Below are 15,134 nucleotides of genomic sequence, written 5' to 3'. Positions count from 1 at the left end.
CCCGGTATGCCCGTCGGGCTCAAGCGGCGCCCCCTCCCCCGGCGAGCGGGTACCGTCGTGCGGTGTGAGCCAGTTGCGCATCGCCACCTTCAATCTGTTGCACGGTCAGCCGCTCGCCCCGGACGGCGCCCCACGGCCCTACCCGGCCGACGCCGGCGGGCCGCTGGCCGAGGCGGTGGCCGCGCTGGACGCCGACGTCCTGGCGCTCCAGGAGGTGGACCGGTACCAGCCGCGCTCCGGCACCACCGACCAGACGGCCGTCGCCGCCAAGGCGATGGGCGCCGCGGACTGGCGGTTCGCGGCCGCCCTGCACGGCCGGCCGGCGCCGGTGGCCGGCTGGGTGCGGGAGCCGTCGGAGCCCGCCGGGATCCAGGTGTACGGGCCGGGCGAGCTCGGCGACGACGCCCCGCCCGCGTACGGGACCGCGCTGCTGACCCGGCTGCCGGTGCGGCACTGGCGGGCCCGCCGGTTCGCCCCGGCGCCGTTCGGGCTGCCGCTGCGGGTGGCCGGGCGGCGCGGGCTGACGCCCGTCCCGGACGAGCCTCGGGCCGCCCTGGCAGCGGTACTGGAGGGCGAGCGCGGACCGTTCACGGTGGTGGCGGCACACCTGTCGTTCGTGCCGGGCTGGAACATGGCGCAGCTGGCCGGGATCCGGCGGTGGATCGCCGACCTGCCGCAGCCGTACCTGGTCCTGGGGGACTTCAACCTGATCGGCGCGGTGCCCCGGACGGTGCTCGGCGGGGCGACCGCGCTGGACCGGACGGCGCCGCGGGCGCGGGTCCGCGAGCTGCGGGCCGCACGGCGGGCCCGGCCGGTCCTGGTGGAGCCGCGCCGGCGGCGGGTGCGGGAGCCGCGCGCCCGGCTCCAGGGCTGGTACGACCTGGCGCGCACCCCCACCTACCCCTCGCACCGGCCGGCCGTGCAGTTCGACCACGTGCTGGCGGTGGGCGTGCCGCGGACCGCCGTCGGCCCGGCGGCCGCCCCGCGGACGGCGGTCTCGGACCACCGCCCGCTGGTGGTGCGGGTGTCGCTGTAGGGCGGCCTCGGGAGCGAACCGTCAGTGCCGGGTCAGCAGGCCGTTCTGGTGCGGCAGCTGAGCCCCGGCCGCCCGCGGGTCCCCCCGGCCGAAGGCGGGGGGAGGGTCGTACTGGAGCAGCAGCATGGCCGCGTCGTCGCCGAGCTGGCGGCCGACGTGGCGGACCACGTCCTCGTGCAGGCGCTGGAGGACGTCCGCCGGGCGGCCGTCCGCGCAGTGCGGCAGCCGTTCGGCGAGCGGGTAGAAGGCGCCGGCCCGGTTGCGGGCCTCGATGACGCCGTCGGTGAAGAGCAGCACGCGGTCCCCGTGCCGCAGCGGGATCCGGTGCACCGGCGGCCGGACGTCGGCCGGGTCGAGGACGCCGAGCGGCGGCACCGTCTCGGCGAGCTCCAACGGCCGGACCGGCTCGTCGCCGCGCAGCAGCAGCGGCGAGGGGTGCCCGCAGTTGACGATCTCGGCGGTGCCGTCGGGCCGGACCCCGATCAGCACCAGGGTGACGAACTCCTCCTCCACCCCGGGGTGGTCGTTCTCGTGCAGGGCCCGGTCGAGGCTGACGGCGAGCCAGCCGGCCACCCGCTCCAGCGCCGGCTCCTGGTGGGCGGCCTCGCGGAAGGCGCCGAGCACGGCGGCGGCCGTCTCCACCGCGCCCAGGCCCTTGCCGCGGACGTCGCCGACCACGGCCCGGACCCCGTGCCGGGTGTTCACCACCTCGTAGAGGTCGCCGCCGATCCGGGCGTGCGCGGCGGCGGCCTCGTAGTGGACGGCGGCCCGCACGGTGCCGACCCGGTCGGGGACCGGCCGCAGCAGCACCCGGCGGGCGATCGAGGCGACCAGCTGGGCGTCGGCGAGCGCCTTCTCCTGGCGCAGCCGCAGGGTGGCGCTGACCCAGCCGATCGCGGCGACCAGCACGATCGCGAAGACGGTGGCGCTGTGCACGGACTCGCCGAGCACGTCGTTGTGGAAGGCCATCAGGAAGGCGGCGGCCTCGGTGCAGAGGCCGATCGCGAGGGGGTACCAGGTTCGGCGGCTGACCACGGCGGCCAGCGCGGGGACGGCGGTGAGGGCCGGTTCGACCGTCACCGCGGCGTCAGTGAAGTAGTCGAGGACGACGACCAGCGCCATGCCGATGAACGGCAGCGACAGCGCCGTCCTCGGCCAGGTGCCGGTCGCGCCCGGAGCGGCCCCCGGGGTCGGCCCGGCGAACCGCTCTCTGATCCATCCGGTCGCGCTCAACTTCGGTCTCTCCAGCAGAAGACGCCGATGCCCGTGGGCACCTGCGGTGATGACTGAGGGTTAGGGAATGCGGGCCTCGCTGGCGGCCGGAGTACGGGGGTTGACCGGTTACCGACCCCACAATAGGCACGAAACGTGCACTACGCACAGGTTTCGCCCGTTGCCGTGATGACTTGAATGCTCTCCGTGACTCATTCTTCACTGTTCCCGATCAGGAGCCGTTCCAACTCTTTTCGGCCGGGAAGTCCTGCGGGTTGTTCGATCCGACCACTGCGGATGTACAGGAACGACGCCGTGACCTGCTCCACCGGGACGCCCAACTGTTCGGCCCAGGCCACCCGGTAGACCGCGAGCTGGAGCGGGTCGGCGGTCTCCTCGCGGTGCGTCTTCCAGTCCACCACTTCATAGCGTGACGCGCCGCCCGATTCTGACCGGCCGTCACTCTCGCGGTAGACCGCGTCGATCCGGCCGCGCACCACCCGGCCCGCCAGCACCAGCTGGAACGGTGCCTCGACCCGGTACGGTTCCCGGTTCGCGTACGGAGTGCGCAGGAACGCCTCCTTGAGCCGCTCCAGGTCCTGCTCGTCCTCGATGCCGTCGTCGTCCGCGCCGGGCAGGGCGCCCGGCTCGATCAGCAGCAGAGGTTCGATGCGGGACTGCACCCAGGCATGGAACCGGGTGCCCCGGCGGGCGGCGGGCTGCGGCGGGCGCGGCATCGGGCGGGCCAGGTCGTGCGCGAAGCCGTCCGGGTCGGCGGCGAGCCGCAGCAGCTGGGTCGCGGAGAGCGCGGCGGGCAGCGGCACCTCCCGCACGCTGCGCCGGGACCGCTCCAACTCGCCCACCAGCGCGGTGAGATCACGGTCCCAGGACTCCACCTGGCGGCGGTCCTCGGCGGCCATCGGCTCCGGCTCGGGGGCGGGCTGCCCGGCCAGCCGCCGGTACACCACCTCGGCGACCCGGCGGCGGGCGTGCTGCGCGGCCGGGTCCAGCGGCAGCGGCCAGGGGCGCTCGACCGGTGCGGCCAGCGCCGGGTTCTCGGCCCCCTTGGGCGGCTGCTCGGCCCAGTGCTCGATCTCACCGGCGCCGGGCTGCTCGCAGTGCTCGCGCAGCTGCTCCAGGAAGGCGGACGGGCCGCGCGGCGTCTTCTGGCTGGGCCCCCACCAGTGCCCGGAGGCCAGCAGCAGCGAGCGCGGCCGGGTGAAGGCGACGTAGCCCAGGCGCAGCTCCTCGGTGCCGGAGTGCTCGGCCAGTGCCTGCTTGAAGGCGGCCATCGACCTGCTGTTCCAGCCTCCCCGCACGTCGGGCAGGGTGGCCGTGTCACCGCGCAGGGCGTGCGGGAGCACACGCTTGGTGCTGGTCCAGCGCTCGCGCGCGGTGGACGACGGGAATGCGCCCTTCACCAGGCCGGGAACGACGACGACGTCCCACTCCAGGCCCTTGGACTTGTGCGCGGTGAGCACCTTCACGGTGTCCTCGCCGCCGGGCAGGCTGCTGTCGAGGCCGCGCTCGTACTCCTGGGCCGCGCGCAGGAACCCGAGGAAGGCCGACAGGCCCGGGTCGCCGTCCAGGTCGGAGAAGCCGGCCGCGACGTCCAGGAAGGCGTGCAGGGTCTCCCGGCGCCGGGCGGCCAACGCCTGCGGGGAGGCGGCGAGTTCGACCTCCAGGCCGGTGACGGCGAGCACCCGGTGCAGCACGTCCATCAGCGGGTCGGCGAGCGAGCGGCGCAGCTCGCGCAGCTCCCGGGCGAGCCGGGCGAAGCGCAGCCTGGCCTCGGCGGAGAACGCCAGCTCGTCGGGCTGGTCAGGGTCGAGGAAGGTCTCCAGTGCGTCGGCCAGCGAGACGACCTCGGTCGGGTCGGTCTCGGCGACGGCGACGGCCAGCGCCTCGACGCCCTCGGGCCGGGCGGTGCGGACCAGATCGGCGGCGCGCCGGCCGAGCAGGGCCAGGTCACGCGGGCCGATCCGCCAGCGCGGGCCGATCAGCAGCCGGACCAGCGCGGCATTGGCGGTCGGATCCTGGAGCACCTCGCAGACCGCCACCAGGTCGGCCACCTCGGGCAGTTGGAGCAGCCCGCCGAGGCCGACCACCTCGACCGGCACCTCGCGGGCGACCAGCGCCGCGTGGATGTCGGGGAAGGCCGCGCCGCCCCGGCAGAGCACGGCGATCCGGCCGGGCGCGGTACCGGTACGGACGAGGTGGGCGACCGAGTCGGCCAGCCAGTCGATCTCCTCGGCGTGGGTGGGCAGCAGTGCGGCGCGGACGAAGCCGTCCAGCTCGGCGCCGGGGGCCGGGCGCAGCGCCTCGACGCCCTCGTGCATGGCGCGCAGCGGGGCGGCCAGCTCGTTGGCGAAGGCGAGCAGCCGCCCGCCGCTGCGGCGGTTCTCGCTCAGCGCGTACCGGGCGGCCGGGGTGCCCGCGGCCCTCGGGAAGTGCCGGGGGAACTCGTCCAGGTTGGCCACCGAGGCGCCGCGCCAGCCGTAGATCGCCTGGCAGGGGTCGCCGACGGCGGTGACCGCGTGGCCGGTGGCCCGTCCGTCCGGGCCGGCGCCGAAGAGACCGGCCAGCATCAGCCGCTGGGCGACGGAGGTGTCCTGGTACTCGTCCAGCAGGACGACCCGGAACTGGCCGCGCAGCAGCTCGCCGACCTCGGGACGCTGCTGCGCGAGCCGGGCGGCGGCCGCTATCTGGTCGCCGAAGTCCATCAGCCCGGCGGCTGCCTTGCGCCGCCGGTAGTCCTCGACCAGGCGGAGCAGCTCCAGCCGGGCCCGGGCGGCGCCGGGGACGGCCCGCAGGTCGTCGTTGGTGAGCTTGGCCGTGGCGAGGGTGTCGAGCAGCTCCTCGTCGAAGGCGCGCAGGGTGTCCGGCTCGACCAGGTGCTCGGCGAGTTCGCCGTCGAGCGCGATCAGGTCGGCGACCAGGTTGGCGAAGGTGCCGGTGAGGGCCGGAAAGGGCCCGCGGGCGGTGCGCAGCACCTTGGCGGCGAGCTGGAACCGGGTGGCGTCGGCGAGCAGCCGGACGTCCGGCTCGATGCCGATCCGCAGGCCGTGCTCCTTGAGCAGCCGGCCGGCGAAGGCGTGGTAGGTGGAGATCTCCGGCTCGCCGAGCGGCTCCTCGTCCGGTTCGGCGGCTCTCCCCCAGCCTTCGGCCGGGGTTACCCCCGGCCTGCCGAGACGCAGGGCGGAGCGGACCCGCTCGGCGAGCTCGCCGGCGGCCTTGTTGGTGAAGGTGAGGCCGAGCACCTCCTCGGGCCTGACCGCGCCGGAGCCGACCAGCCAGACGACCCGGGCGGCCATCACGGTGGTCTTGCCGGAGCCGGCGCCGGCCACGATCACGGCCGGCTCCAGCGGGGCGCCGATGGCCGCCATCTGCTCCCGGTTGAAGGGGATGCCGAGCAGCTCCTTGAGCTGGTCGGGGTGGTCGAGCACGGCGGTCACCCCGCAACGTTAACGGGGGGTACCGACAGGTCGGGCGCCCGGCCGGGGTGACCCTCACTACTCGGCCCGCACTCCCCGGCCCGAGGAGCCGGCCGGTCCGGCAGACCATCCGGTCCGGCGGACCACCCTGCCCGGCCGGCTACTCCACGAGCTGGGCGCCGTCCCGCTGGGCCGAGCAGCTGCGGCGGAACGAGCAGCGGTCACAGCCGCCGCCGGTCTGCGGCACGAACCGCTCGGCGAGCACCCGCCCGGCCGCGTCGGCCAGCAGGTTCTCGATCCACGGCTCGCCCTCCGGAGGGTCCTGCCGCTGCACCTTGGGCGCGTCCGGGGTGCCCTTGTCGGGCTTGCGCAGCTGGACCAGCTCGGCGCCGCCGGACTCGGGGGCGCGGCCGTCGAACCCGGGCAGCTCGTTGAGCGCGCCCGCGCGGACGGCGAGCTGGTAGACGGCCAGCTGCTTGTGCTCGGGCAGCGACTTGTCGGTCGGCGCCTCCTTGCCGGTCTTGAAGTCGACCACGTAGGCGCGCCCGGCCTCGTCCTTCTCGACCCGGTCCATCGAGCCGCGGATCCGCACGGCGACGCCGCCGGCGTCCAGGGTGACGTCGAAGCCGTGCTCGGTGGCGACCACGTCGCGGCCGCGCTGGAGCACGTGCCAGTGCAGGAACCGCTCCAGGGCGGCCCGTGCCTCGGTCTTCTCCTGGTGGGACTTCCACGGTGCGTCGAAGGCCAGCGCGTCCCAGACGGTGTCCAGCCGTTCCATCAGGACGGCGAGGTCGGCGGGGGTGCGGCCGGAGCCGACCTCGTCGGCGAGGGCGTGCACCACGTTGCCGAAGCCCTGGGCGGCCGACGAGGAACCGCGCGCCTTGACCTCCTTGTCCAGGAACCACTGCAGCGAGCAGTTCTCCAGTTGCTCCAGGCCGCTGCCGGAGAGCCGGACCGGCAGGTCGGCGCTGCGCAACGGGTCGGGGGCGGCGGTGGCGTCGTCCAGGCCCCACCAGCGGTCCGGGTGGGCGGCCGGCACCAGCGGCAGGCCGTCCTCGTCGGCGGCCAGCGCCAGCGTGGCGAGGCGTTCGGCGGCGGCGCGGCGCAGCTCGGGCGCGCGGGCCGGGTCAACGGTGACCGCGCGCAGCTCGGCGACCAGCGCGGGGACGGAGAGCGGCCGGCGCGGCCGGTGGGTGACGTCCTCGACGGTGGCCGGCGGGGTGCGGCGCAGCACCCGGCCGGTGCGCGGGTCGACGTCCTCGCGGTAGAGCTCGCGCAGGAAGCGGGAGGGCTCGTCGCCGTCGTCGGCGGGCGCCTTGACGGCGGTGACGATCAGCCGTTCCTTGGCCCGGGTGGCGGCGACGTAGAAGAGCCGGCGCTCCTCGCCGAGCAGCGCCGCCGGGGAGAGCGGTTCGGCGAGCCCGTCGCGGCCGATCCGGTCGGCCTCCAGCAGCGAGCCGCGGCGGCGGAGGTCCGGCCAGAGGCCCTCCTGGACGCCGGCGACGACGACCAGGCGCCACTCCAGGCCCTTGGAGCGGTGCGCGGTCATCAGCCGGACGGCCTCCGGGCGGACGGCCCGCACGGTGAGGGTGTCGGCCGCGATGTCCTGGGCCTCCAGCTCGGCCAGCAGGTCGAGGGCGCTGCGGTGGCCGGTGACCTGCTCCTCGGCGCGGGCGGCGGTCTCGAACAGGGCGCAGAGCGCGTCGAGGTCCCGGTCGGCGTTGCGGCCGGCGGCGCCGCCGCGCAGTGCGGCCCGCTCCAGGCGCTCGCGCCAGCGGCGGCTGCCGTCCCAGAGCTCCCAGAGCGCGTCCTCGGCGGTGCAGCCGCCGGCGAGGCGCTCGCGGACCTTGCGCAGCAGGGTGCCGAGGTCGCGGGCGCGCCGGGCGTGGGCGGGGTCGAGGGCGATCAGCCGCTCGGGTTCGGCGAGGGCCTCGCGGATCAGCTCGCCGGCCGGGCGCGGTACGGCGGCGGGCCGGCCGTCGGCGCGCAGCGCGGCCCGCTCCTCCTCGCGCAGGACGCGGCCGAGGCGGCGCAGGTCGGAGCCGTCCATGCCGCCGAGCGGGCCGGTGAGCAGGGTGTGGGCCAGGTCGGTGGTGAGCGGGTCCGGCACGTCGGGGGCGTGCCTGTCGCGGTGGGCCTGCTCGGCGCAGACCCGCAGCGCCAGCAGCAGCTGGGCGACGGCCGGCTCCTCGCGCAGCGGCAGGTCGTCGCCGTCGATCTCCAGCGGGACGCCGGCCGAGCCGAGCGCCCGCCGCACGCCCGGGATGGAGCGGGCGCCGGCCCGGACCAGGACGGCCATCTCGCCCCACGGCACGCCGTCCTCCAGGTGGGCGCGGCGCAGCAGGTCGGCGATCGAGTCCAGCTCGGTGCCGGGGGTGGGGTAGGTGTAGACCTCGACCCGGCCGCCCTCGCGGGAGGGCAGCAGGGCGCGGTGCTGGGCGAGTTTCCCGGCGGGCAGCCGGCCCATCGGCATCCGCCGGGCCAGCTCCCGGGACGCGGCGAGCAGGACGGCGCCGGAGCGGCGGGAGACCCGGAGCACCTTGACGTCGGCGGGGCCGCCGTCGGCCTGCCGGAAGGTGTGCGGGAACTCCAGGATGCCGTTGATGTCGGCGCCGCGGAACGCGTAGATCGACTGGTCCGGGTCCCCGACCGCGATCAGCTCGCGTCCTTCGCCGGCCAGCCGGCGCAGCAGCCGGACCTGGGACGGGTCGGTGTCCTGGTACTCGTCGACGAAGACCACGTCGTACCGCTGCCGCAGCTCCTGGCCGACCTCGGGGCGCTCCGCGAGGAGGACGGCGCGGTGCACCAGCTCCGCGTAGTCGAGGACGCCGCGCAGGTCGAGCACGTCCAGGTAGTCAGCGAGGAAGTGGGCGGCGGCGGCCCAGTCGGGGCGCTGGACGCCCTCGGCGAAGCGCTCCAGCTCGCCCTCGCCCAGGCCCAGCTCGCGGCTGCGGGCGAGCACGGCGCGGACCTCGTCGGCGAAGCCCCGGGTGGTCAGGCAGGCGCGCAGGTCGAGCGGCCAGGCGATCCTGCCGCCCGCGGCCGCGCCGCCGGCGGCTGCCGCGAGGCGCGCGTCCTCGGCGCCGCCGGCCAGCAGCTCGCGGACCATGACGTCCTGCTCGGGGCCGGAGAGCAGCCGCAGCGGCTCGGCGTAGTCCCGCGGGTCCTGGTGGGCGCGGAGCAGGGCGTAGCTGAACGAGTGGAAGGTGGTGGCCTGCGGGGCGCTCGCCCGGTGCCCGGAGGCGGCGCCGAGCCGGGCGGACATCCGGTCCCGCAGCTCCATCGCGGCCTTGCGGCTGAAGGTGAGCACCAGGATCCGCTCGGGGTCGGTGCCGTGCTCGATCCGCCGGGCGACGGCCTCCACCAGCGTCGTGGTCTTGCCCGTCCCCGGCCCGGCGAGCACCAGCAGCGGGCCGCCCGCGTGCTCCACCACGGCGCGCTGGTACTCGTCCAGCACGGGAGGGGCGGGCTGTGCGAGAGGGCTGCGCACCAGACGGTAGGGGGAGCTCACGAATGTCCTGGGGGGTTGTGCTGCGGGCCACGGAAAGGCGGGCCCGCTCGGGACCCGTCGGTATCGAGCCTACGATCCTGCCCCGTCATTCCCGCCCGCGCACCGGGTTCGGCTCAATCCCCCGCGGACCCGCCGTCCCAGCGGGCCCGTCGGAGGTCGACCCGGGGCGGGTCGGCGAGCTCGCGCAGCGGGGTGCCCTCCTCGCCGTAGTGGGCGAGTGCGCGGTGCTCGTGCCCGGGCAGGAACCGGCCGTCCGCACGGATCACCCGCCACCACGGCACGGCGCCGCCGTAGAGGGCCATCACCCGCCCGACCTGCCGGGGGCCGCCCTGGCCGAGGTACTCGGCAACGTCCCCGTACGTCATCACCCGGCCGGGTGGAATCCGCTCGGCCAGGTCGAGCACCAGTTCGGCGAAGGGCGGGAGTGCGCCCCGGTCGCCGTCGTCGTCAGCGTCCGTCACCTGCGGCATCCTTCCTTATAGGAGCGGACGCGCGGACCCGTGCGAACGATCCGCCGCGCCCGATCCGCCCCCTGTCCAGCACGGGGCGCCGCGGCATGCCACCATCTTCGGGGCGGTGAGTGGTGATACGAGGACAAGACCAGATGACCGGGATGGCCGACGTGGGCGTGGACGAGGACTCCGACGAGTCCTCCGACGCCATGCCCGCAGGTGCCGGCGGTACGCCCGCCGCCGAGCCGTCCCCGGAAGTCTCCCTGATCAAGGACCGGACGATCAAGACCCCGCAGCCGACCGACGCCGAGGCCGAGGCGCCCGAACACGCTCCGGCCCCCGCGGCCGAGCCTACGCCGACCGGCGTCCCGGCCCAGCAGCCCACGCCGCTCGACGGGCAAGAAGCCCCCGAGGCCGCCGAGGCCGCTGACGCCCACGACGACACCCCGCACCTGGACGTCGACGAGCCGCTGCTCGCCGCCCGCGCGCACCGCCCGTCCGACCTGATCCGCTTCCTGGCCGGCGTCTTCGGCATAGTCGCCGTGTTCGTCCTGGCCGGCGTGGCGACCTCGACCACCACCGGCATCGAGCTGGACATCGCCTCCAACGCGCCCCGCTTCTCCCCGGTGCTCTCCACCATCACCGGCCTGGTCTCCAGCGTCGCGGTGCTCGCCGTCCCGCTCGCCTTCGCGGTCGAGCGGCTGATCAAACGCGACGGCCTGCGGGTCGCCGACGGCGTGCTCGCCTCGGTGCTCGCCTACGGCGTCTCGCTGGGCATCGACTGGTGGGTCGCCGAGGGCGCCTCCGAGCACATCCGGGACGCCCTCACCCGGCTCCCGCTGGACAGCAACGGCACCCTCACCGACCCGGTGCACGGCTACCTGGCCCCGGTGATCGCCTACATGACGGCGGTCGGCATGTCGAGCCGGCCGCGCTGGCGGGTCGCCCTCTGGGTGGTGGTGGTCTTCAGCGGGATCACCGAGCTGCTCGGCGGCTACACCACGCCGCTCTCGCTGCTGCTCACCGTCCTCATCGGCTGGTCCGTCGCCTACGGCACGCTGTACGCGATCGGCTCGCCGAACATCCGGCCCACCGGCCAGCACCTGATGATCGGGCTGCGCAAGGTCGGCTTCACCCCGGCCAGCGCCCACCGCGCCGCGGACGCGCCCGGCGGCACCCGCCGCTACTTCGTCGCCCAGCAGAGCGGCCCGCCGCTGGACGTCCACATCATCGACCGCGAACAGCAGGCCTCCGGCTTCTTCTACCGGGCCTGGAGACGCCTGCGACTGCGCTCGGTGGCCGTCCGCCGCAGCCCCCAGTCGCTGCGCCAGGCGCTGGAGCAGGAGGCGCTGATCGCCTACGCGGCCGCCGCCTCGGGCGCCCGCGCCCCGCAACTGGTCGCCACCTCCGAGCTGGGCCCGGACGCCGCGATCCTGGTGTACGAGAACGTCGAGGGCCGCCCCCTGGACGACCTCGCCGACGAGGAGGTCACCGACCAGGTGATGGCCTCGCTCTGGGAGTCCGTCGGCGCCCTGCACGAGCGCCGGATCGCCCACCGCCGGCTCACCGGCGAGTCGCTGCTGGTCGTCGACGAGAAGACGGCCTGCCTGGTCAACCTCTCCGGCGGCGACATCGCCGCCACCGACCTGACCCTGCGCATCGACGTCGCTCAGCTGCTCACCACCTTCGCGCTGCGGATCGGCCCGGAGCGGGCGGTCGCCACCGCCAACGCCGTGCTCGGCGCCGACCGGGTCGCCCAGGCGCTGCCGCTGCTCCAGCCGGTCGGGATGAGCCGCTCCACCCGCGTCGACCTGAGGAAGCTCACCAAGGAGCGCAAGACCGCCGCCCGGGCCCGGGCGCTGGAGCAGGTCGCCGCCGGCGAGCGCACCCAGCAGCAGGCCGAGGAGGACATCGCGACCGCGGGCGAGGACCTGCTCAGCCGGATCCGCGGCCAGATCCTCCAGATCGCCCCGGAGGCGCCGACCGAGACGGCCAAGCTGGAGCGGCTGAAGCCGAAGACCCTGATCATGGTCATCGCGCTCACCTTCGCCGCCTACCTGGCGCTGACCACCATCAAGCCGGCCCAGCTCAAGCTGTCCCAGATGAACTGGGCCTGGGCCGCGGTGGCCCTCGCCGCGGCCGCCTTCAGCTACGTGGCCGCGTCGATGAGCCTGACCGGCTTCGTCCCGGAGAAGCTGCCGTTCCGGCGCACCGTCGCCGCCCAGCTGGCCGGGTCCTTCGTCAAGCTGGTCGCACCGGCCGCGATCGGCGGCATCGCGCTGAACACCCGCTACCTGCAGAAGGCCGGTATCCGCTCAGGGCAGGCGGTCGCCTCGGTCGGCGCCTCCCAGCTGGCCGGCCTGACCGGGCACCTGCTGCTGCTGTTCAGCTTCGGCCTCATCACCGGCAGCCAGACCAACGGGGACCTCTCCGCCTCCCGCGCGGTGATCATCGGTGTGCTGACCGCCGCCGTGCTCGCCCTGGTGGTCGCGGCCGTCGCCCCGCTGCGGCGGTTCGTGCTGAACCGGCTGCGCTCGCTGTTCTTCGGCGTGGTGCCGCGGATGCTCGACCTGATGCAGACGCCCAGCAAGCTGGTCACCGGCTTCGGCGGCATCCTGCTGCTGACCCTCTCCTTCACCGCCTGCCTGGACGCCTCGGTGCAGGCCTTCGGCGGCTCGATCAGCTTCTCGGCGGTCGCGGTGGTCTTCCTGACCGCCAACGCGGCCGGCTCCGCCATCCCCACCCCCGGCGGCATCGGCCCGGTCGAGGTCGCCCTGATCGGTGCGCTCACCGTCGCCGACGTGCCCCCGGCGGTCGCCACCCCGGCGGTCTTCCTCTACCGGGCGCTCACCTTCTGGCTGCCGGTCCTGCCCGGCTGGATCTCCTACAACGTGCTCCAGCGCAGGGGCGCGCTCTAGCCGGCCGGCCGCGAACGCGAGGAAGGGCCCGCCGGAGCGGGCCCTTCCCGGGTGGTACCGCGGTCTTGGCAGACCGGCCGGGTCCTCTAGTAGACCGGCTTGTGCGGCTCGATCTGGTTGACCCAGCCGAGCACGCCGCCGCCCAGGTGGACGGCGTTGGCGAAGCCGGCCGACTTCACCACGGCCAGCACCTCGGCCGAGCGCACGCCCGACTTGCAGTGCAGCACGATCTTCTTGTCCTGCGGCAGCGACTCCAGGGCGTCGCCCATCAGGAACTCGTTCTTCGGGATCAGCACCGCGCCGGGGATGTTGACGATCTCGTACTCGCCGGGCTCGCGGACGTCGACCAGGAAGATGTCCTCCTTGTCGTCCTGCCACTGCTTGAGCTGCTTCGAGGTGATCGTCGAACCGGCGGCGGCGGCCTGCGCCTCGTCCGACACGACGCCGCAGAAGGCCTCGTAGTCGATCAGCTCGGTGACCGTCGGGTTCTCGCCGCAGAGCGCGCAGTTCGGGTCCTTGCGGACCTTCACCTGGCGGTAGTTCATCTCCAGGGCGTCGTAGATCATCAGCCGGCCGACCAGCGGCTCGCCGACGCCGGCCAGCAGCTTGATCGCCTCGGTGACCTGGATCGAACCGATGGACGCGCAGAGCACGCCCAGCACGCCGCCCTCGGCGCAGGACGGGACCATGCCCGCCGGCGGGGCCTCCGGGTAGAGGCAGCGGTAGCAGGGGCCGTGCTCGGCCCAGAAGACGCTGGCCTGGCCGTCGAAGCGGTAGATCGAGCCCCACACGTACGGCTTGCCGAGCAGCACCGCGGCGTCGTTCACCAGGTAACGGGTGGCGAAGTTGTCGGTGCCGTCCACGATCAGGTCGTAGCCGGAGAAGATCTCCATGACGTTGGAGTTGTCGAGGCGCTCCTCGTGGAGGATCACGTCGACGTAGGGGTTGATCTCCTTGACGGAGTCCCGCGCCGACTCGCCCTTGGAGCGGCCGATGTCGGACTGGCCGTGGATGATCTGACGCTGCAGGTTGGACTCGTCCACCACGTCGAACTCGACGATGCCGAGCGTGCCGACGCCCGCCGCAGCCAGGTACATCAGCGCGGGCGAACCGAGGCCGCCGGCGCCGACGCACAGCACCTTGGCGTTCTTCAGCCGCTTCTGCCCGGCCATGCCCACGTCGGGGATGATCAGGTGGCGGGAGTACCTGCGGACCTCGTCGACGGTGAGCTCGGCGGCCGGCTCGACCAGGGGTGGCAGCGACACGGGGACTCCGATGGTCGTCGGTTCAGGTGGCCAGGGCCAACCTCTTGTGGCTTGTTGCGACGCCACCGAGGTGGCTCTGCTACGCCAACAGTGTCATGCCGCCCCGGTATTCCGAGACAGTCCGTCCGACTGGCGAGACGGGCTGCGTCGGATGCTGGGACCGGCCGGTCGCACCGTTCCCGGGCCGGTCAGCGGCGCTGCGGCCCGCCACCGCTGGGCCGTTGGCGCCCCCTGCCGCCCCCTGCCGCGCCGGCCGCCGGAGGTCAGACCCGGCAGGCCGTCTCCAGCCAGACGTCCCCCAACGACTCCTCCAGCGGCACCTGTGTCCGCCAGCCGAGACGGTCTCGGGCGGTCCGCACGTCCGCCTGCCGCCACGGCACCGGCTCGCCCGACGGGCCGCGCCCCTCGGCCTGCCGGGGCTCCGGCGAGCGGTGCCCCGGCAGGTGGTGCTGCCCCAGGTGCGGGACGCCGTGCTCGACCGGCCCGCCCGCCTGCGCGGGCAGCAGGACCTGCCGGTTCTCCTCCACGATCGCCCCCTCGAAGCCGGATGCCCGGACCAGCAGCTGGGCCGCCTCCCGGGCCCGGACGGCGTGCCCGCTGCCGATGTTGATCACTCCGGTGGCCGCCGAGACCGCCGCCGCCCGGATCGCCCGCGCGACGTCCCGGACGTCCACGAAATCCCGGTATCCGGACAGGTCCGGCATCCGCACCTGCGGCTCGTCCCGCTCCAGCGCCCGCCGCAGCCCCTCGGCGAGCCGCCCGAACAGCGAGGCCGTCGGGGCCCCCGGCCCCACCACGTCGAACACCCGCAGCACCGTCGCGTCCAGCCCCGAGGCCAGCACCAGCTCCGTCCCGGCGAGCTTGGACACCCCGTACGGGCCGACCGGCCGCGGCTCGGCGCTCTCCGACACCGGCACCCCGCCCGGCACCGGCCCGTACTCCGCCGCCGACCCGACGTGCACCAGCCGGGCCGGCTCCCGGCTGCGCCGGATCGCCTCGCAGACGGTGGCGACGGCCAGCGTGTTGGCCCGGATCAGGGTGCGGGAGCTGCCGTAGGTGGCGCCCGCACAGTTGATCACCACCTGCGGCGCGACCGCGTCCAGGAACCGGGCCAGCGCGCCCGGACTGCCGGCGGTCAGGTCGAAGCGGATGTCGGCCGAGTCACGCCGACCGAGCACCGTCACCTGCAACTCCTGGTCCACGAGCAGACGATCGGTGACCCGGCGGCCGATGAAGCCGTCGGCACCCAGCAGCAGCACCCTCATCGGGGGTGTCCTTCCACGAAGCGAGGTCGGGGACGACCTGG

At 74.8% G+C, this 15,134-nt stretch carries 8 protein-coding genes; 2 read left to right on the top strand and 6 right to left on the bottom strand.

Annotated elements, in window-relative coordinates:
- Positions 1–64 precede the first annotated feature (64 nt).
- Complete coding sequence (locus ACZ5WK_RS08475) at positions 65–1,036, top strand: endonuclease/exonuclease/phosphatase family protein (RefSeq protein ID WP_396320723.1); 972 nt, start codon at positions 65–67, stop codon at positions 1,034–1,036.
- Between the two features lie 21 nt (positions 1,037–1,057).
- Here ACZ5WK_RS08475 and ACZ5WK_RS08470 read toward each other — a convergent pair whose 3' ends face one another.
- The 4 genes from ACZ5WK_RS08470 to ACZ5WK_RS08455 all read right to left on the bottom strand — a co-directional run bounded on the left by ACZ5WK_RS08470 (position 1,058) and on the right by ACZ5WK_RS08455 (position 9,663).
- Positions 1,058–2,269: a PP2C family protein-serine/threonine phosphatase gene (locus ACZ5WK_RS08470; RefSeq protein WP_465546222.1), complete on the bottom strand. Its 1,212-nt coding sequence runs from the start codon at positions 2,267–2,269 to the stop codon at positions 1,058–1,060.
- 191 nt (positions 2,270–2,460) lie between these two features.
- A complete protein-coding gene (locus ACZ5WK_RS08465; protein WP_465546220.1) occupies positions 2,461–5,703 on the bottom strand; it encodes a UvrD-helicase domain-containing protein in 3,243 nt (1,080 codons plus the stop codon).
- Between the two features lie 139 nt (positions 5,704–5,842).
- Complete coding sequence (locus ACZ5WK_RS08460) at positions 5,843–9,193, bottom strand: ATP-dependent helicase (RefSeq protein WP_465546218.1); 3,351 nt, start codon at positions 9,191–9,193, stop codon at positions 5,843–5,845.
- A gap of 113 nt (positions 9,194–9,306) precedes the next feature.
- Positions 9,307–9,663 carry an MGMT family protein gene (locus ACZ5WK_RS08455; RefSeq protein ID WP_465546216.1) on the bottom strand — a complete coding sequence of 119 codons (357 nt, stop codon included), beginning with the start codon at positions 9,661–9,663 and terminating at the stop codon, positions 9,307–9,309.
- Between the two features lie 143 nt (positions 9,664–9,806).
- Here ACZ5WK_RS08455 and ACZ5WK_RS08450 point away from each other — a divergent pair, with 143 nt between their 5' ends.
- Complete coding sequence (locus ACZ5WK_RS08450) at positions 9,807–12,563, top strand: flippase-like domain-containing protein (protein WP_465546582.1); 2,757 nt, start codon at positions 9,807–9,809, stop codon at positions 12,561–12,563.
- 86 nt (positions 12,564–12,649) lie between these two features.
- On the opposite strand, the gene moeZ is transcribed toward ACZ5WK_RS08450, so the two are convergent.
- Both moeZ and ACZ5WK_RS08440 read right to left on the bottom strand, forming a co-directional pair.
- Positions 12,650–13,828: an adenylyltransferase/sulfurtransferase MoeZ gene (gene moeZ / locus ACZ5WK_RS08445; protein WP_465546214.1), complete on the bottom strand. Its 1,179-nt coding sequence runs from the start codon at positions 13,826–13,828 to the stop codon at positions 12,650–12,652.
- Between the two features lie 263 nt (positions 13,829–14,091).
- Complete coding sequence (locus ACZ5WK_RS08440; RefSeq protein WP_465546212.1) at positions 14,092–15,093, bottom strand: NAD-dependent epimerase/dehydratase family protein; 1,002 nt, start codon at positions 15,091–15,093, stop codon at positions 14,092–14,094.
- Positions 15,094–15,134 lie beyond the last annotated feature (41 nt).

The organism is Kitasatospora sp. NPDC032757 (genome assembly GCF_055579305.1).
This window is presented reverse-complemented; position numbering and strand designations above follow the sequence as displayed.

Excerpts from the sequence above, each read along its gene's own strand:
- ACZ5WK_RS08450 (WP_465546582.1), top strand. The coding sequence starts at position 9,807 with ATGGCCGACGTGGGCGTGGACGAGGACTCCGACGAGTCCTCCGACGCC.
- ACZ5WK_RS08455 (WP_465546216.1), bottom strand. The coding sequence starts at position 9,663 with ATGCCGCAGGTGACGGACGCTGACGACGACGGCGACCGGGGCGCACTC.
- ACZ5WK_RS08440 (WP_465546212.1), bottom strand. The coding sequence starts at position 15,093 with ATGAGGGTGCTGCTGCTGGGTGCCGACGGCTTCATCGGCCGCCGGGTC.